This window comes from Phytobacter sp., assembly GCF_059074235.1.
In genome coordinates this window covers 1-17,769 of record NZ_JCACPZ010000009.1, presented here as the reverse complement: position 1 = coordinate 17,769, position 17,769 = coordinate 1, and the positions used below count along the sequence as shown (strand labels likewise).

The following is a 17,769-nucleotide window of genomic DNA, read 5'->3' as shown; positions in this document are numbered from 1 at the left end:
AAAAAGCCGGGACTCATGCCCGGCTTTTCTTTCTATTGCAGGTGGATCAGGCTTTAGTCAGTCCTAATTGGCCTTCCAACCACGCTTTAAATTCTTCACCCAGCGTGTTGTGGCGAATACCATATTCTACGAATGCCTGCATGTAGCCAAGCTTATTACCGCAGTCATGGCTTTTGCCTTTCATATGATAGGCTTCGACCGTTTCTTTCTCGATAAGCATATCGATGGCATCCGTTAACTGAATTTCGTCACCCGCTCCTGGAGGCGTTTTAGCGAGTAGTGGCCAAATATTTTCGCTCAGAACATAACGACCAACTACAGCCAGATTAGAAGGTGCTACATCAGCTTTTGGTTTTTCAACGACACCGACCATCGGAACACTTCCACCGGGCTTAAGCTCTGCACCTTTACAGTCGACAACACCATAAGCTGTAACATCAGCCACCGGCTCAACCATAATCTGGCTCGCACCGGTCTCGTCGAAACGCTTAATCATCTCAGCGAGGTTATCCTGAGAGAGATCGGATTCGAATTCATCCAGAATCACGTCCGGCAGAATAACCGCAACTGGTTCATTACCCACAACAGGGTGCGCGCAAAGCACCGCGTGGCCAAGGCCTTTAGCAAGTCCCTGACGAACCTGCATGATAGTCACATGAGGTGGGCAGATAGACTGGACTTCTTCCAGCAGCTGACGCTTAACACGTTTCTCCAGCATTGCTTCAAGTTCAAAACTGGTATCAAAGTGGTTTTCGATAGAGTTTTTCGACGAGTGCGTGACAAGCACGATCTCTGTAATACCCGCGGCAATACACTCATTCACGACATACTGAATTAATGGCTTATCAACCAGCGGCAGCATTTCTTTCGGAATCGCCTTTGTCGCTGGCAGCATCCTGGTTCCCAATCCCGCAACGGGGATAACTGCTTTTGTTACTTTTGAATTTAAGGCAGCCATTGAAAATCTCCTGGTCTGTTCACGCTTTGAGCATGTTCATGAATTTACACGCGACTGAGTATATCAGCACCACTGCGACTCACTGGTCTGAAAAGGGCGCGGTAACGTTTAATTAGGACTAATACGCAAAACTGTGGCGATAGTACCACTCGTTTAAACGCGGAGGTAAAGCTATCTGCTAAATACGTTACGATTGCTCATTCCGCAGACAACATTAAACGCAAGCGTCCACCCGCACCCCAGACCTGACATTGCCAGGCGTCGCAGCGCTGGCTTAATTGATTAAGATAGGTATTTCCTAATGTCCCTAATGGAATACCGCTGCTGATTTGAATCTGATGCTCACCCGTATTTAGAGTGGCATTAAGACCTGCCGAAACTAAAATAAGATTTTTTAATTCGCTATGATAATAACCAACCAGCAGAGGAAACTGCCCTGGTAAATTAGCCTGACGCAGTAGCTGGTTCACTTGTTTAAGCAAATTTCCCATCTCTGGTAGGCGTTGATGCTGATGTGAAAGCTGCTCCTGTAGCAGTCCATTGAACAACGCACGGAGTAATAAGGCCGCCAGCACACCGTTATTTCCGGCACGCGTCACATCAAGGCAATAAAATGCCAGGTCGTTAGAAGAGATCGGTGCAATATCCAACACTAATCCAGGCTTATCTGCAGACACAAGCTGTCGGTAATTGACCCTGCATCCAGACATCTGTTGCTGGACTGGTGGTTGTAATTCCTGCAAAAGTTTGGCTGCGGCTTGTGGATTTTCTACCAGCGCATCCCAGTCCTGAAATAAGCGCTCTTCTTCTTCCACACGAGAATTGAACATATTCGGGTAAATACAGGCAAACACCGTCTCCTTGAGGCGGTTAAAGTCTTTCACTGGCTTAAGTAATACGTCCTGAACCCCGAGACGCAAGGCTTTGGCGATATCGGCCATATTATCCGTCGCAGAGATCACCAGGATAGGCATCTGTAATCCTTGACTGCGCATCTGCTCAACCAATTTAAGCCCGTTCATCCTTGGCATTGCGATGTCGCAAATCATCAAATCTGGCGATGTTTTCTCGAGTATTTCAAGCGCAACAAGACCATCTTCTGCCAGCAAGGTGTCCGCACCCAACGATGAGAGCCAGGAATCCAGCAGCGAGCGGAAGACGGGTTCGTCTTCAACGATCATTATCTGTTTTCCTGCCAACGGCTGCGTCATTTTCTCTCCCCTGCCAGACGATATATAAATAGTGGCATGTTCTATCAATATCGCCTGTCAGATTTTGCTTAAGTCAGATAAAAAGAATAGGCTCATGCGGTCGCCCTCACGAGTGGTAACAACTCATCGAGTTTTTTCTCAACCGCCAATTGCCCGGCGCTAATCGCCTCATCTGCTCGATGGAAATCGAGCGTCGAAATTTGCGGACAGAACGGTTGAATCAGAATATCGGGCGGGTCTCCGGCCATACGATTACGTTTAAGACGGTTCTCAAGCACCTGAATTGAAGTGCTCATGATCTCCATTGCCGTAGGGACAACTACCGGACGTCTCGCCGTTAACATGCCAATTCGCTCACGCAAGCGCTCATGCCAGCGAGGTGATTCGCTGGCCGAAAGACGTCTTTCATCGTCATCATCGCCAGCAGGATTCATCGATAAGAGATCCTGCTGCATCAGATGGGCATCGTGCTGCAAATCAACAGCGATGACAATATCGGCACCCAAGGCTCGGGTCAACGAAACGGGCACTGGGTTAACAACCGCACCGTCAACCAACCAATAGCCATTATGTGCAACCGGCGCCATTAATCCGGGCAGGCTACACGAAGCCCGGACGGCGAGATGGAGATCCCCTTCCGTAAACCAGAGTTCACGCCCGGTACTAAGGTTTGTCGCAACAGCACCGAATTGTAACTGGCAATCGGCAAAAGACGATTCTGGCAAAAGTTGTCGGTAATGGTTGAATACGCGCTCACCGCGCAGTAATCCCCCTCTACCCCATGAAACATCCATGAGTTTGAGCACATCCCAATAACTGAATGAGCGAACCCAGCCTTCCAGCTCGGGAAGTTTGCCGCATGCGTATGCCGCGCCAACTAAGGAACCGATGGAGCACCCCGCAACGACATCAATTTGTATGCCTGCACGCTGCAACGCATTGATCACACCAATATGCGACCAGCCCCTGGCAGAGCCGGAGCCTAAAGCCAGTCCAATTTTTACGCTTCTCATTACCTGGATTTCTGTCCCCCGGAACGACTGGCATAGCCACAAAGCCACAGCTCAGTTAACATATTACTACCCAGGCTTATGATGCCGTTCTATTTGTTCAGGAAGTCGATTGTGTCTCAACTCTGTCCCTGCGGTAGCGCACTGGAGTATAGCCTATGTTGTCAGCCTTATGTGTCTGGTGCACAGGTTGCGCCAGATCCATCACATCTTATGCGCTCTCGCTATTCCGCTTTTGTGTTAAAGCAGGCCGATTATCTTATCAATACCTGGCATCCTGACTGCCAGGCCTCCGCATTTCGCGAAGATATTGAAACAGGTTTTGCCAATACGCAATGGCAGGGCCTGACGGTTTTTGAGACAGCCTCTGGCAAAGATGAGAATGAAGGTTACGTCGGTTTTGTCGCCCGTTTTAGCGAGAACAGCAGATCAGGCGCAATTATCGAACGTTCACGATTCTTAAAAGAGGGCGGTCGGTGGTACTATATTGATGGCAAGCGCCCCGAGTTTGGTCGTAACGATCCCTGTCCATGTGGATCAAAAAAGAAATTCAAGAAGTGCTGCGGGCAATAAGCTCAGCGTCACCCCATAGTAAACACAATCAACAGGATTTACCCGGCAATGCATTCATTACAACGTAAAATACTGCGCACTATTTGCCCCGACCAAAAAGGTCTTATCGCGCGAATTACTAATATTTGCTACAAGCATGAACTAAACATCGTGCAAAACAATGAGTTTGTTGATCATCGCACCGGACGCTTCTTTATGCGTACCGAGCTGGAAGGCATTTTTAACGATGCCACCCTGCTGGCAGACCTTGATAGTGCATTACCCGAAGGTTCTGTTCGAGAGCTGAACCCTGCTGGCCAGCGCCGCGTTGTCATTTTGGTCACAAAAGAAGCCCACTGCCTGGGCGATTTGCTCATGAAAGCCAATTACGGCGGCCTGGATATCGATATTGCCGCAGTCATCGGCAACCATGAAACACTGCGTACACTGGTTGAACGTTTTGATATTCCTTTTGAACTGGTAAGCCACGAAGGTTTGACCCGCGAAGAACATGATAATCAGATGGCGCAGGCCATTGAAGCACACCAACCTGATTACGTGGTCCTGGCGAAATACATGCGCGTGCTGACACCTGGTTTCGTCTCTCGCTTCCCGAATAAGATTATCAATATTCACCACTCATTCCTGCCTGCGTTCATTGGCGCGCGCCCTTATCACCAGGCTTACGAGCGTGGAGTCAAGATCATCGGCGCAACGGCCCACTATGTGAATGACAATCTGGATGAAGGCCCAATCATCATGCAGGACGTTATTCATGTTGATCATACTTACACTGCTGAAGATATGATGCGTGCGGGTCGTGATGTCGAGAAGAACGTATTAAGTCGTGCGCTGTACCAGGTACTGGCACAGCGCGTCTTCGTCTACGGTAATAGAACGATTATTCTTTAATCGCTAAAGAAATGAATTGATTAGCTTTACTGCTTTACGAGTGAAAAACAGGCAATCGATTCATTTCTGCTAAAGCAATGCTTTACAGCAGCGCATCATTTGATATGATGCGCCCGCTTCCTGATACGGAAGCAGGCCAGTAGTCCTATGCATTACCCCGTGGTGGGGTTCCCGAGCGGCCAAAGGGAGCAGACTGTAAATCTGCCGTCATCGACTTCGAAGGTTCGAATCCTTCCCCCACCACCATCTCGCTTCTTACAATTTGAATTACCCCTGGTGGGGTTCCCGAGCGGCCAAAGGGAGCAGACTGTAAATCTGCCGTCATCGACTTCGAAGGTTCGAATCCTTCCCCCACCACCATCACTTCCCTGTAATACCTCAGCAAAATCAAATTTCTTTCGCTTAAATTCTGCCCATACGGGGAAGGATGAGAAGCTTTGACTAAGGTTCGATTCGAGCCTGGCGGGAAAGCGTTGCCGCAGGCAACAACCCGAAGGACGAGTCGCATATCCTTCCTCCCCCATCTCTGCGTTGCCCTTTCGTATTTTCAATTCTTTCAATCGGCACCGTTCAGATCATTTTCTGCAGTTTCATTTCCTGAATTTTGAGCAAAAAAAACCGCCCGTTACAGGCGGCTTTCATCATTATAAACTGCTTACAATGCTTTCAGAATCGCATCAACTGTGGCTTTCGCATCACCAAACAGCATCTGCGTGTTCTCTTTAAAGAACAGTGGGTTCTGTACGCCTGCGTAGCCCGTGTTCATGGAACGTTTGAACACAATGACGTTCTGCGCTTTCCAGACTTCCAGCACCGGCATGCCAGCGATAGGGCTACCCGGATCATCCTGTGCTGCCGGGTTGACGGTATCGTTCGCACCGATGACCAGCACCGTATCAGTGTCGGAGAAATCATCATTGATCTCATCCATTTCCAGCACGATGTCGTACGGGACTTTTGCTTCAGCCAGCAAGACGTTCATATGACCCGGCAAACGCCCCGCCACCGGGTGAATACCAAACCGTACTTTGATCCCGCGAGCACGTAGTCGTTCAGTAATCTCAGCAACCGGATATTGTGCCTGCGCAACCGCCATGCCGTAGCCTGGGGTGATGATCACGGAGTGAGAGTTTTTCAGCATCTCAGCCGTCTCTTCTGCATTGATTTCACGGTGCTCGCCGACTTCTTCAGACGCGCCAGTGGATGAACCATCCGTACCGAAACCACCGGCAATAACGCTGAAGAACGAACGGTTCATCGCCTTACACATAATGTAAGACAGGATTGCACCCGAAGAGCCTACCAGTGCACCGGTCACGATCAGCAAGTCGTTGCTCAACATAAAACCAGCGGCTGCCGCTGCCCAACCGGAGTAGGAGTTCAGCATGGAAACCACCACCGGCATGTCCGCACCACCAATGGACGCCACAAGATGCCAGCCGAAGACCAGAGCAATCACCGTCATCACCAACAACGCCAGAACCTGCACACTCACACTCTCAGTGCGCACAAACACAACCAGCAGCAGGAAGGAGACAACCAGCGCGGCCAGATTCAGTTTGTGACGATTCGGTAGCATCAGCGGTTTAGACGAAATTTTGCCGCAGAGTTTACCAAACGCAACAACCGAACCGGTGAAGGTCACAGCGCCAATAAAGATGCCAAGGAAAACTTCCGTCAGGTGAATATTCACCAGAATCGGTTCCAGACCAGATTCGTGATACAGATAGCTGTTAAAGCCCACCAGCACCGCCGCCAGCCCGACAAAGCTGTGCAGCACGGCAACCAGCTCAGGCATTTCCGTCATTTCAACTTTGCGCGCCAAACGAATACCAATTGCGCCACCAATCACCATTGCGACCAGAATCCAGGCAACATTACCGGTATCAGGGCCAAAAATCGTGGCAATCAGGGCAATCGCCATCCCGGCAACACCAAAACGGTTACCCTGCTGGGATGTTTCGTGTTTTGAAAGTCCCGCCAGACTGAAAATAAACAGGATCGCAGCAACAATGTATGCAGCAGTAACTAATCCTCCAGACATTTGCTACCCCTTAGTTCTTCCGGAACATTTTCAGCATGCGCTGAGTGACGGTGAAACCACCAAAAATATTAATGCTGGCAATCAGGACAGCAACAAAACTTAACAGGCTGACCCAACCACCATGGCCGATCTGTAAGAGTGCGCCGACCACAATAATGCCGGAGATGGCGTTAGTCACCGACATCAGCGGTGTGTGCAACGCATGAGACACATTCCAGACAACGTAGTAGCCCACAACACAAGCCAGCGCGAACACGGTGAAGTGCCCAAGGAACTCTTTCGGCGCAACATCGGCAAGCCAGCCGAACAGCACAATAACCAGCGCCATGATGCCGTACTTGACCCACGGCGACGTTGGTTTAGCTTCTGCTTTTGCAACCGGTGCGGCTTTTGCCGCAGCCTGAGGTTGTGCGGAAACCTGGATCGGAGGTGCAGGCCAGGTCACTTCACCGTCACGAATAACGGTCACACCACGCACGACTACATCATCGAAATCGACGGCAACATTTCCGTCTTTCTCTTTACAGAGCAGTTTAAGCAAGTTGACCAGGTTGGTCCCGTACAACTGCGAAGACTGTGCCGCCAGGCGGCCGGGTAAATCGGTGTAGCCGATAATCTTCACACCGTTTGCCGTCGTGACCACTTCGTTAGCCACTGTGTATTCACAGTTACCACCGTTCTGGGCTGCCAGATCTACCACCACGCTACCTGATTTCATGGAGTCAACCATTTCGCGGGTGATAAGTTTTGGCGCCGGTTTACCCGGAATTAATGCGGTGGTGACAATAATATCGACATCTTTAGCCTGAGCCGCAAAAAGTGCCATTTCTGCTTTAATGAAGGCTTCAGACATCACCTTCGCGTAGCCGTCGCCGCTACCCGCTTCTTCTTTGAAATCAAGCTCAAGGAACTCAGCCCCCATACTCTGGACCTGCTCCTTCACTTCAGGACGGGTATCGAAAGCGCGAACAATCGCGCCGAGGCTATTTGCCGCGCCGATCGCCGCAAGCCCTGCAACACCCGCACCAATAACCATCACTTTTGCAGGCGGTACTTTACCGGCTGCGGTAATTTGGCCCGTAAAGAAACGACCAAATTCATGTGCTGCTTCCACAATCGCACGGTAACCGGCAATGTTTGCCATGGAGCTCAGGGCATCCAGTGACTGAGCACGTGAAATACGCGGTACTGAGTCCATTGCCATGACGGTAACATTACGTGCAGCCAGCTTTTCCATCAGTTCTGCATTTTGAGCAGGCCAGATGAAGCTGACTAACGTAGTACCCGAATTAAGCAGCGAGATTTCGTCATCGCCCGGCGCATTCACTTTGAGAATAATGTCTGACTGCCAGACATCACTTCCGTCAACCACTGTTGCACCCGCTTGGGTGAACGCGTGATCATCAAAACTTGCCAGTTTGCCGGCGCCGCTTTCAATCGCGACGGTGAAACCCAATTTAAGCAATTGCTCGACCGTTTTCGGTGTCGCTGCAACGCGGGTTTCATTGGCCAACCGTTCTTTTGGTACACCAATACGCATAGTTTTCCCTTCCATCGAATTTAGATGATGGTTTGTCAGTGAGGACCGGAGTGCGCACAACGCTACGCGAGACAGTAGCAAGCAGCGCTCCGAAAAATAAAACAGTAACAAACTTTCTATAACCTACTGAAAATCACGCTTGTGATCTACCGCGAGAATTCAGAAATTATTTTTTTATCTGTGAAAACAGGGTGAGAGCATCCGCTGACATGGTTATTTCCCTTTATTTCGTTAGAACAGACCGATATTCCGCTCAAGCGGAGCGGCAAAACACGATTAATCTCCATCAAGAAACACGCTTTTAACAATGCATTAACCTAAAAAATGCGTATGCTTTATTACTTTTGCCGGTCAAGCGCGTGTTTTTTCAACATATCACTAAACGTTATCGTAAAACGCATAATCGGTAGCATTCACTGTGAAAAATGACGCAGACAGTTACGCCGTTTAAATGCAATAATCACCCACGTTTTTATGACAACAACCTCACCAGTATCTGGTTTGCGCAAGGCGAAGGATTATTTTTATGAAGCATAAGTTCACCCTCCTGGCGTCAGCATTTCTGTCAGTAACGACTCTGTCCGCAAACGCAGCGACGGAATTAACGCCGGAGCAAGCAGCAGAGTTAAAACCTTATGACCGCGTCGTGGTCATTGGACGCTATAACTCTATTGGCGACGCCGTTAATGCCGTTTCAAACCGAGCCGATAAAGACGGTGCAGCGTCCTTTTATGTTGTAGATATGTCTGATCAAGGGAATAGCGGTAATCAGCGCGTCAGTGCTGACTTATATAAAGCGGATGCCCCAAAAGCTGAAGCAGCTCCATTCCGTGTCATCAATGGCATAACCGAATTACCTAAAGATAAAGCCATTGAGCTGGAACCGTATGATACCGTTAGCGTCCAGGGTTTTTATCGCAGTCAGCCTGATGTGAACGATGCCATCTCCAAGGCAGCGAAAGCAAAGGGTGCCGCCTCTTTCTATATTGTGCGCCAGGTTGATGCCAACGACGGTGGCAACCAGTTGGTGACAGCCTATTTGTATAAAGCTGATGCCAAAAAACGTGTACTGCAAAGCCCGGATGCCATTCCACGCGATTCCGAAGCTGGCCGTGCAGCGTTAGCAAAAGGTGGCGAAGAAGCCAAGAAAGTTGAGATTCCGGGCGTTGCAACCAGTGCAACACCAAGCTATGAAGTCGGTCGTTTCTTTGAAACACAAAGCTCGAAAGCAGGTCGTTATTCTGTCGATCTGCCGGACGGCACCCGCATCGAAGAAGTAAATAAAATCACTGCGGCTCAAATGGTGCCGTTTGACAGCATCAAATTCACAGGCAACTACGGCAACATGACTGAGATCTCCTATCAGGTTGCCAAACGTGCCGCTAAGAAAGGTGCTAAGTACTACCACATCACCCGCCAGTGGCAGGAAAACGATGGTAGCAACATCACCATCAGTGCAGATCTTTATAAATAATCGCGTATAAAAAGGCGGCAAGTGTCGCCTTTTTTTCATTATTTCTGCAAATTTATGCACTCCTGCATTGCATGCCATAACGACTCTCCGTAAAATCCCGCGCCTTAGTGATATCCACCATTTTTATGCGCTTATGCAAAATAATTATTCTGGATTGAGTTCTTTCTTGACAGGATCCCCATGGAAAAGAAACTTGGCCTGAGCGCTTTAACTGCGCTGGTTCTCAGCTCAATGCTTGGCGCGGGCGTGTTCAGTCTTCCGCAGAATATGGCCGAGGTCGCCAGCCCTGCGGCACTGCTTATTGGCTGGGCGATTACTGGCGCTGGCATCCTGCTGCTCGCCTTCGCAATGTTGATTTTGACGCGCATTCGCCCTGACCTGGATGGTGGTATTTTCACCTACGCTCGTGAAGGATTTGGTGAGTTAATCGGTTTTTGTTCCGCCTGGGGCTACTGGTTATGCGCGGTTATCGCCAACGTTTCCTATCTCGTCATTGTCTTTTCTGCCCTGAGTTTCTTTACTGACACACCGGAATTGCGCCTGTTTGGCGATGGCAACACCTGGCAGTCTATTGTCGGCGCGTCGGTGCTGCTGTGGGTCGTTCACGCGCTGATCCTTCGTGGGGTTCAAACGGCTGCCAGCATCAATCTCGCCGCGACACTCGCCAAACTGGTGCCATTGGGCCTGTTTATCATCCTGGCGGCCGTGGCTTTCCACATAGATACCTTTAAGCTGGATTTCTCTGGCCTTGCGCTGGGCGTGCCTGTTTGGGAGCAGGTGAAGAACACCATGCTCATCACCCTCTGGGTATTTATCGGGGTTGAAGGAGCTGTTGTCGTTTCCGCAAGAGCACGTAATAAACGAGATGTGGGCCGTGCGACGCTCATGGCGGTACTGGCGGCGCTGTCGGTTTATTTACTCGTCACGTTGCTGTCCGTAGGGGTTATCGCCCGCCCTGAACTGGCGGCGATGCGCAATCCATCCATGGCAGGTTTAATGGTCAAACTGATGGGGTCCTGGGGAGATGTCGTGATTGCCGCTGGCCTTATCATTTCTGTTTGCGGCGCATATCTGAGCTGGACAATCATGGCTGCTGAAGTACCGCTACTGGCAGCGACGCATAAAGCCTTCCCACGAATCTTCGCCAAACAAAATAAAAACAATGCACCGTCTGCTTCACTGTGGCTGACCAACATTAGCGTTCAGGTATGTCTGGTGCTGATCTGGCTCACGGGTTCTGATTACAACACGCTGTTGACCATTGCGTCCGAGATGATCCTGGTGCCTTATTTCCTGGTGGGCGCCTTCCTGTTCAAAATCGCCCGTCAACCATTGCACAAAGTCGTCGCCGCGGGTGCATGTTTTTATGGCTTGTGGCTACTATATGCCTCTGGTCCTGTGCATTTATTATTGTCCGTTGTCCTGTACGCACCAGGATTAGTGGTGTTTATGTATGCTCGTCGGACGCATGAGATAAACAGCCTGCTTAAACGCCGTGAACGTGTTCTGATTGGCTTCCTGCTGATCGCCGCCGTTCCAGCCACGTGGATGTTGATGGGGTAAGCGTGCCTTACCCATCTTTAATGGAGAAAACCGATGGGAAAAACAGAAACGCGCCCGATTTTGATAACCGGGGCAGGACGCAGAATCGGCCTCGCCCTCGCCCACCATTTACTCAGTCAACAGTACCCTGTCATTGTGAGTTACCGAACTCACTATCCATCCATCGATGAACTGAAGAGTGCCGGCGCCGTTTGCCTTCAGGCTGACTTCAGCACCGATGAGGGTATTCTGGCGTTTGCCGATACCGTTAAAAAGGAAACGACCGGTTTGCGGGCAATTGTGCATAACGCCAGCGACTGGCAAGCAGAAAGACGTGACATGACGCTTACGGAAGTGCTCTCACGAATGATACAAATCCATGTAAATGCACCCTACCTGCTAAACCATGAACTGGAAAGTTTGCTGCGCGGGTTTGGTCACGCCGCCAGTGATATTATCCATTTCACCGATTATGTCGTTGAACGTGGTAGCGATAAGCATATTGCCTATGCAGCCAGCAAAGCGGCGCTGGATAATATGACGCGCTCCTTCGCTAAAAAGCTGGCACCAGAAGTGAAGGTCAATGCCATCGCTCCATCATTGATACTCTTCAATGAGTCTGACGATGCGCAGTATCGTCAGGAAGCGCTTAATAAATCACTGATGAAAATCGCGCCGGGTGAGAAAGAGATTATCGATCTTGTCGATTATTTGCTGGCCAGTTGCTACGTCACCGGACGAAGCTTTGCGGTGGATGGCGGTAGACCGCTGCGTTAATGGAAACGGCTCCAGCAAAAAATCAGTACCCAGGCGCTGAGGCACCAACAAAGCACCGCTCCGCCCAGCGCGGGCCCCACTCGCATAAATCCGGTGAAATACCAGAGCGATAACAGATAAATAAAGTAGGGAATGATAGACCACATACCGAACACAATGGTCGCTCTTAATGCTTCAACGCCACGTTCAGTGGCAACAATGTAATGGGCGATTAGCGCAAAGGTCGGAAATAAAGGAATCAGCCCGGCAATATAATAATTTTTTGTTTTGGCCAGTACTCCAATCAGCAGTACCACCAGCGCGCCAATTGCCGCTTTAATCACCAGGCCCATACTTTTCCCTATAATTCATTAACAACAACGACCTACAGCATAACGGAACCCTTCTCATTTAGAAAAGATTAATGGCAGGTTCCAGCAAGGCAGTGTATGTTTTCCTTTTCGACTCATTACGATGACATATGAATAAGATCGTTTTTGTGGAAGATGACCCGGAAGTGGGTGCACTGATTGCCGCCTACCTGGGTAAGCACGATATGGATGTCATAGTTGAACCCCGCGGCGATCGCGCCGAAGAGGTCATTGCCCGCGAAAAACCCGAGTTGGTGCTGCTGGATATCATGCTGCCTGGTAAAGATGGTATGACGTTGTGTCGAGATTTACGTAAACAATGGACCGGTCCTATCGTCCTGCTCACCTCCCTCGACAGCGATATGAATCATATCCTCTCCCTTGAGATGGGGGCGAATGACTACATACTTAAAACGACTCCGCCCGCTGTCCTGCTCGCTCGTTTACGGCTGCATTTGCGCCAACGTGCGGAGGTAAGTCAACAGGAGCCTGCCCCTGCCCTTAAACAGCATAAAGCCCTTCGCTTTGGGAGCTTAGCTATCGATCCGGTTAACCGTCAGGTCACCCTGACGGGAGAGCAAGTCATCCTGTCGACTGCCGATTTCGATCTCCTTTGGGAACTTGCCACGCATGCAGGGCAAATCATGGATCGCGATGCGCTGCTCAAAAACCTGCGCGGTGTGACCTACGACGGCATGGATCGCAGCGTTGATGTCGCGATTTCTCGCTTACGCAAGAAACTGCTCGATAACGCCACCGAACCCTATCGCATTAAAACCGTGCGTAACAAAGGCTATCTATTTGCCCCACATGCCTGGGATAATTGAATTCGGTTTCATTCGCAGGTGCCTTCATGAAAAAGCTTTTCGTCCAGTTTTATCTGTTGCTGTTCGTCTGTTTTCTGGTGATGACCATGCTGGTTGGTCTGGTGTACAAGTTCACTGCCGAACGGGCCGGGCGACAGTCGCTGGATGATTTGATGAAAAGCTCGCTGTACCTTATGCGCAGCGAACTGCGTGAAATTCCCCCTCATCAGTGGAATAAAACGCTCAAAGATTTGGATCTGAACCTGTCATTTAATCTGCGCATTGAACCGATGAGCAAATACACGCTCGATGCGCCTGCCGATCAACGCATGCGTGAAGGTGATATTGTCGCGCTGGATTCTGAGTACACTTTTATTCAACGTATCCCCCGCAGCCATTATGTTCTGGCTGTTGGCCCCGTGCCCTATCTGTTTTATATGCATGAAATGCGTATTTTGGATATAACCCTGATGGTTTTTATTGCCATCTCACTCGCCTTCCCGGTGTTTATCTGGATGCGACCGCACTGGCAAGAGATGCTGCGGCTGGAGTCGGCTGCTCAACGCTTCGGCGAGGGGCATCTTGAAGAGCGTATTCATTTTGACAGTACCTCCAGCTTTGAACGGCTGGGAATCGCCTTCAACCAGATGGCAGATAACATTAATGCCCTGATTGCCAGTAAGAAGCATCTTATCGACGGTATCGCCCACGAATTGCGAACCCCCCTGGTCAGGTTACGTTATCGTCTTGAGATGAGCGACAACCTGAGTGACAGCGAACGTGCGGCGCTCAATCGTGATATCGGGCAACTGGAAGCGTTAATCGAAGAGTTACTCACCTATGCGCGGCTGGACCGTCCGCAAAACGAGCTGAAACTTACGACCCCTGATTTTTCAGCGTGGATTGTGAGTTACATCGACGATGCGCGCATCGTCAATCCTGACCGCACACTGCGCCTTAATCATGAACCTGCGGACTATGGCGCGCTGGACATGCGCTTGATGGAACGCGTGCTTGATAATCTGGTGAATAATGCGCTGCGCTATTGCGAGTACCAGGTCAGCGTTAACCTGGTACGGGATGGCACCCATGCCGTGCTGAGCGTTGAGGATGACGGCCCGGGTATTTCTCCCGAAGAGCGTCAGCGAATATTTGAACCTTTTGTCCGCCTTGATCCCAGCCGCGATCGTGCAACCGGGGGTTGTGGACTCGGCCTGGCCATTGTCCACTCGATTGCCCAGGCGATGGGAGGCGAAGTAACCTGTGATGAAAGCGTAATGGGTGGCGCGCGTTTCAGTTTCCGCTGGCCAGTTTATCATTTGATTGATCTGCCCTGAGAAACCCTTCGACGCCGCTGGTCAGGTCAATTCAGCCATGCTATACAAAAGTATGTTGTAACTAAATGGAGTTTATGATGGCAAGCTACGATCTTATCGAACGCCTGAACAGCACCTTCCGTCAGCTTGAACACGCGTTGGAAGATTTCAATACCGGCCTTGCGGAATGCCGCCTGATGGCGGGCCGGGTGTTCTCGCTTCCGGATGTTGAAAAAGGCACAGAGCACGATCCCCTGCCCACAATTGAGGTGAAACAGCACATCGGTAAAGAGGCCGCTGAACTGGCTCTGAAACACTACTCACACCTTTTTATTCAGCAGCAGTCCGAAAAGCGCAGCAGCAAAGCCGCAGTACGTTTACCGGGAGTCGTCTGTTACCAGGTTGATACACCAACCCGCGAGCGGCTGGAAATGGCCATCAAACAGATAAACGCACTGAAAATGACCTTTGAGCGGATCGTAACGGTCGATTCCGGCCTTCCCTCTGCCGCCCGTTTTGAATGGGTGCATCGCCATCTGCCTGGGCTTATTACGCTGAATGCTTATCGCACGCTCACTGTCATTCGCGATCCCGCCACGTTGCGTTTCGGCTGGGCAAACAAGCATATCATCAAGAATTTCACTCGCGATGAGGTTCTGGCACTGCTCGATAAGAGCCGAAAATCGCCGCGCGCCGTCGCACCCTGGACACGGGAGCAATGGCAGGAACGTCTGGAACAGGAATATCAGGATATTGCAGCCCTGCCGCAGCAAGCACGCCTGAAGATCAAACGCCCGGTAAAAGTGCAGCCCATTGCGCGCGTCTGGTATTCGGGCTCTCAAAAACAGGTGCAGTACGCCTGCCCTACGCCGCTGATAGCGCTGGTATCCGAAGAGAATGGAGGAAAAGCGCCGGACATCGGTGAACTGCTCAACTACCAGGCAGACAATGTCCAGCATCGATACAAACCACAAGCGCAGCCGTTGACGCTCATCATTCCCCGGCTGCACCTCTACCTTGCTCGTTAGGCCGGTTTCATACTGCCAACCATTGATTCAGGGCGCACCCAGCTATCAAACTCGGCTTCTGTCAGGTAGCCGAGAGACAGCGCCGACGCCTTCAGGGTCAGCCCTTCTTTGTGCGCCTTTTTGGCAATTTCAGCGGCTTTGTCGTAGCCAATATGCGTGTTCAGCGCCGTCACCAACATGAGTGACTCATTGAGCAGTTGATCAATACGATCGCGGTTTGGCTCAATACCTGTCGCACAGTGTTCATTGAAACTTTCCATGCCATCCGCCAGCAGACGTACCGACTGCAGGAAATTATGAATCACCATCGGACGGAAGACGTTCAGTTCGAAGTTGCCGGATGCCCCACCCATATTGACCGCCACGTCGTTACCCATCACCTGGCAGCAGAGCATGGTCATCGCTTCACATTGGGTCGGATTCACCTTGCCTGGCATGATGGAGCTGCCCGGTTCATTTTCCGGAATCGAGATTTCGCCAATGCCGCAGCGCGGTCCGGAAGCCAACCAGCGCACATCATTGGCAATTTTCATGAGTGACGCAGCCAGGCCTTTAAGGGCACCATGGGCATGAACCAGCGCGTCGCAGGTTGCCAGCGCTTCGAATTTATTGGGTGCCGTAATGAAAGGGTGCTGGGTAAATGACACCAGTTCATCGGCGACCCGTTTCGCATATTCAGGATGGGTATTCAGACCGGTTCCCACCGCCGTTCCTCCCAGCGCCAGTTCACTCAGGTGCGGCAGGCTGAGTTCGATATGTTTGAGATTGTGCTCAAGCATCGCCACCCAACCGGATATCTCCTGACCCAACGTCAATGGAGTTGCATCCTGCAAATGAGTGCGGCCGATTTTGACGATATCGGCAAAGGCGATGGCTTTTTCATGGAGCGTTTTTTTCAGGACATGCAACTCAGGGATAAGGTGTTCACGTAGCGCGATAATGGCCGCCACGTGCATCGCCGTCGGGAACACATCGTTGGAGCTCTGACTTTTGTTGACGTCATCATTAGGATGGACTTTGCGGGCCATTCCACGTTCGCCGCCCAGAAGTTCACTGGCGCGGTTGGCCAACACCTCATTCATGTTCATGTTGCTCTGGGTACCCGAGCCCGTTTGCCAGATAGCCAAAGGAAACTCGTCGGGGTGTTTCCCGGCAAGCACTTCATCCGCCGCGTCGATAATCGCTTTCGACTTCTCTTGTTCCAGTAGGCCCAGATCCTGGTTAACTTTTGCTGCCGCCCGTTTGGTCAACGCCAGCGCATAAATAAGCGAGACCGGCATTTTCTCCGTCGAAATACGGAAATGCTCAAGAGAACGCTGAGTTTGCGCTCCCCACAATTTATCTGCCGGGACGTCAATCGCGCCCATAGAATCTTTTTCACTGCGATGCGTTGTCATTACTTTCTCCCTGTTACGAAGTGATGTTGGGTACCGACATTGCTCACCTGCAAACAAAGCTTTAAGTATTGATGCTTGTTATGACGACGTTTATTGCTTCGTGCGCTTAAAAGAGCGCAAAAAAACCGCCCCGAAGGGCGGTGATGATTATTTTACACAGCGTCCGCACTGGCCCGACTGGATCTGCTGGAAGAAGTCGTTACCCTTATCATCCACCAGAATAAAGGCCGGGAAATCCTCAACATCGATTTTCCAGATAGCTTCCATACCCAGTTCCGGGTAGGCCACACACTCCAGGCTCTTAATACTGTTTTGCGCCAGAATCGCCGCTGGACCGCCGATGCTGCCCAGGTAGAAACCGCCATGTTTATGGCAGGCATCTGTCACCTGTTGGCTGCGGTTGCCCTTCGCCAGCATGACCATACTGCCACCTTGCGACTGCAACTGATCAACATAGGAATCCATACGCCCTGCGGTGGTCGGCCCCAGTGAACCCGAGGCATAACCCTCTGGCGTCTTGGCCGGGCCTGCGTAATAGATAGGGTGATCTTTGACGTACTGCGGCAGCGGTTTACCTTCGTCCATCAGCTCTTTGAGCTTGGCATGTGCGATATCGCGCGCGACGATAATAGTGCCCGTCAGCGACAGGCGCGTCGAAACAGGATATTGCTTGAGCTGACCGAGGATCTCTTCCATTGGACGGTTGAGGTTAACCTTGATGGCTTCACCCTCACCTGCTGCACGCAGTGATTCGGGGATAAATTTACCGGGATTTTGCTCCAGCTTTTCCAGCCAGATACCTTCACGGTTAATTTTGCCTTTGATATTGCGGTCTGCTGAACAGGTACAGAC

General features: G+C 50.8%; 16 protein-coding genes, 2 tRNA genes and 1 other RNA gene. 11 read left to right on the top strand and 8 right to left on the bottom strand.

Translation table 11 applies throughout. From position 1 onward, the window contains the following. Positions 1–46: 46 nt before the first annotated feature. The 3 genes from galU to rssA all read right to left on the bottom strand — a co-directional run bounded on the left by galU (position 47) and on the right by rssA (position 3,182). The gene (galU, locus tag AC5JPW_RS24560; protein ID WP_494243985.1) at positions 47–958 is read right to left on the bottom strand and encodes a UTP--glucose-1-phosphate uridylyltransferase GalU; all 912 of its coding nucleotides are present in this window, start codon (positions 956–958) and stop codon (positions 47–49) included. Positions 959–1,155: 197 nt separating this feature from the next. Then, the gene (gene rssB, locus AC5JPW_RS24555) at positions 1,156–2,169 is read right to left on the bottom strand and encodes a two-component system response regulator RssB (RefSeq protein WP_494243983.1); all 1,014 of its coding nucleotides are present in this window, start codon (positions 2,167–2,169) and stop codon (positions 1,156–1,158) included. Between the two features lie 92 nt (positions 2,170–2,261). After that, positions 2,262–3,182 carry a patatin-like phospholipase RssA gene (rssA, locus tag AC5JPW_RS24550; protein ID WP_494243981.1) on the bottom strand — a complete coding sequence of 307 codons (921 nt, stop codon included), beginning with the start codon at positions 3,180–3,182 and terminating at the stop codon, positions 2,262–2,264. Between the two features lie 111 nt (positions 3,183–3,293). Between rssA and AC5JPW_RS24545 the strand changes: the two genes are divergently transcribed. The 5 genes from AC5JPW_RS24545 (at position 3,294) to AC5JPW_RS24525 (ending at position 5,169) form a co-directional block, all read left to right on the top strand. After that, positions 3,294–3,752, top strand: a complete 459-nt coding sequence (locus tag AC5JPW_RS24545; RefSeq protein ID WP_494243979.1) for a YchJ family protein — start codon at positions 3,294–3,296, stop codon at positions 3,750–3,752. Positions 3,753–3,800: 48 nt separating this feature from the next. Then, a complete protein-coding gene (gene purU / locus AC5JPW_RS24540) occupies positions 3,801–4,643 on the top strand; it encodes a formyltetrahydrofolate deformylase (RefSeq protein ID WP_458043235.1) in 843 nt (280 codons plus the stop codon). A 161-nt stretch (positions 4,644–4,804) separates the two neighbouring features. Beyond that, positions 4,805–4,889 (top strand) — tRNA-Tyr (locus AC5JPW_RS24535). A 29-nt stretch (positions 4,890–4,918) separates the two neighbouring features. After that, positions 4,919–5,003, top strand: a tRNA-Tyr gene (locus AC5JPW_RS24530). Between the two features lie 46 nt (positions 5,004–5,049). After that, positions 5,050–5,169, top strand: a non-coding RNA gene (locus AC5JPW_RS24525) — RtT sRNA. 129 nt (positions 5,170–5,298) lie between these two features. On the opposite strand, the gene pntB is transcribed toward AC5JPW_RS24525, so the two are convergent. Beyond that, positions 5,299–6,687, bottom strand: a complete 1,389-nt coding sequence (gene pntB, locus AC5JPW_RS24520) for a Re/Si-specific NAD(P)(+) transhydrogenase subunit beta (RefSeq protein WP_494243976.1) — start codon at positions 6,685–6,687, stop codon at positions 5,299–5,301. 10 nt (positions 6,688–6,697) lie between these two features. After that, complete coding sequence (gene pntA / locus AC5JPW_RS24515; protein ID WP_494243974.1) at positions 6,698–8,227, bottom strand: Re/Si-specific NAD(P)(+) transhydrogenase subunit alpha; 1,530 nt, start codon at positions 8,225–8,227, stop codon at positions 6,698–6,700. A gap of 526 nt (positions 8,228–8,753) precedes the next feature. Here pntA and ydgH point away from each other — a divergent pair. The 3 genes from ydgH to folM all read left to right on the top strand — a co-directional run bounded on the left by ydgH (position 8,754) and on the right by folM (position 12,020). Then, on the top strand, positions 8,754–9,701 hold the full coding sequence (gene ydgH, locus AC5JPW_RS24510) for a DUF1471 family protein YdgH (protein ID WP_494243972.1): 948 nt from the start codon (positions 8,754–8,756) through the stop codon (positions 9,699–9,701). Positions 9,702–9,881: 180 nt separating this feature from the next. Continuing rightward, positions 9,882–11,264 carry an amino acid permease gene (locus AC5JPW_RS24505; protein ID WP_494243970.1) on the top strand — a complete coding sequence of 461 codons (1,383 nt, stop codon included), beginning with the start codon at positions 9,882–9,884 and terminating at the stop codon, positions 11,262–11,264. 33 nt (positions 11,265–11,297) lie between these two features. Beyond that, positions 11,298–12,020 carry a dihydromonapterin reductase gene (gene folM, locus AC5JPW_RS24500; RefSeq protein ID WP_494243968.1) on the top strand — a complete coding sequence of 241 codons (723 nt, stop codon included), beginning with the start codon at positions 11,298–11,300 and terminating at the stop codon, positions 12,018–12,020. Here the strand turns inward: folM and AC5JPW_RS24495 are convergent. Then, the gene (locus AC5JPW_RS24495) at positions 12,017–12,352 is read right to left on the bottom strand and encodes a GlpM family protein (protein WP_494243966.1); all 336 of its coding nucleotides are present in this window, start codon (positions 12,350–12,352) and stop codon (positions 12,017–12,019) included. The genes folM and AC5JPW_RS24495 overlap by 4 nt on opposite strands. Positions 12,353–12,480: 128 nt before the next feature. On the opposite strand from AC5JPW_RS24495, the gene rstA reads away from it, so the two are divergent. The 3 genes from rstA to tus all read left to right on the top strand — a co-directional run bounded on the left by rstA (position 12,481) and on the right by tus (position 15,520). After that, positions 12,481–13,197: a two-component system response regulator RstA gene (rstA, locus tag AC5JPW_RS24490; protein WP_494243964.1), complete on the top strand. Its 717-nt coding sequence runs from the start codon at positions 12,481–12,483 to the stop codon at positions 13,195–13,197. Positions 13,198–13,223: 26 nt separating this feature from the next. After that, complete coding sequence (rstB, locus tag AC5JPW_RS24485) at positions 13,224–14,513, top strand: two-component system sensor histidine kinase RstB (protein WP_494243962.1); 1,290 nt, start codon at positions 13,224–13,226, stop codon at positions 14,511–14,513. A 77-nt stretch (positions 14,514–14,590) separates the two neighbouring features. Next, entirely contained in the window at positions 14,591–15,520 is a 930-nt protein-coding gene (gene tus, locus AC5JPW_RS24480) for a DNA replication terminus site-binding protein (RefSeq protein ID WP_494244433.1), read from the top strand. On the opposite strand, the gene fumC is transcribed toward tus, so the two are convergent. Next, the gene (gene fumC / locus AC5JPW_RS24475; RefSeq protein WP_494243960.1) at positions 15,517–16,917 is read right to left on the bottom strand and encodes a class II fumarate hydratase; all 1,401 of its coding nucleotides are present in this window, start codon (positions 16,915–16,917) and stop codon (positions 15,517–15,519) included. The genes tus and fumC overlap by 4 nt on opposite strands. 147 nt (positions 16,918–17,064) lie before the next feature. Then, the coding region (locus AC5JPW_RS24470) for a FumA C-terminus/TtdB family hydratase beta subunit (RefSeq protein WP_494243958.1) at positions 17,065–17,769 on the bottom strand (705 nt) is incomplete at its 5' end.

Bases quoted from the DNA above. Each gene is read 5' to 3' on its own strand.
- galU (WP_494243985.1), bottom strand. From the start codon at position 958: ATGGCTGCCTTAAATTCAAAAGTAACAAAAGCAGTTATCCCCGTTGCG.
- rssB (WP_494243983.1), bottom strand. From the start codon at position 2,169: ATGACGCAGCCGTTGGCAGGAAAACAGATAATGATCGTTGAAGACGAA.
- rssA (WP_494243981.1), bottom strand. From the start codon at position 3,182: ATGAGAAGCGTAAAAATTGGACTGGCTTTAGGCTCCGGCTCTGCCAGG.
- purU (WP_458043235.1), top strand. From the start codon at position 3,801: ATGCATTCATTACAACGTAAAATACTGCGCACTATTTGCCCCGACCAA.
- pntB (WP_494243976.1), bottom strand. From the start codon at position 6,687: ATGTCTGGAGGATTAGTTACTGCTGCATACATTGTTGCTGCGATCCTG.
- pntA (WP_494243974.1), bottom strand. From the start codon at position 8,227: ATGCGTATTGGTGTACCAAAAGAACGGTTGGCCAATGAAACCCGCGTT.
- ydgH (WP_494243972.1), top strand. From the start codon at position 8,754: ATGAAGCATAAGTTCACCCTCCTGGCGTCAGCATTTCTGTCAGTAACG.
- AC5JPW_RS24505 (WP_494243970.1), top strand. From the start codon at position 9,882: ATGGAAAAGAAACTTGGCCTGAGCGCTTTAACTGCGCTGGTTCTCAGC.
- folM (WP_494243968.1), top strand. From the start codon at position 11,298: ATGGGAAAAACAGAAACGCGCCCGATTTTGATAACCGGGGCAGGACGC.
- AC5JPW_RS24495 (WP_494243966.1), bottom strand. From the start codon at position 12,352: ATGGGCCTGGTGATTAAAGCGGCAATTGGCGCGCTGGTGGTACTGCTG.
- rstA (WP_494243964.1), top strand. From the start codon at position 12,481: ATGAATAAGATCGTTTTTGTGGAAGATGACCCGGAAGTGGGTGCACTG.
- rstB (WP_494243962.1), top strand. From the start codon at position 13,224: ATGAAAAAGCTTTTCGTCCAGTTTTATCTGTTGCTGTTCGTCTGTTTT.
- tus (WP_494244433.1), top strand. From the start codon at position 14,591: ATGGCAAGCTACGATCTTATCGAACGCCTGAACAGCACCTTCCGTCAG.
- fumC (WP_494243960.1), bottom strand. From the start codon at position 16,917: ATGACAACGCATCGCAGTGAAAAAGATTCTATGGGCGCGATTGACGTC.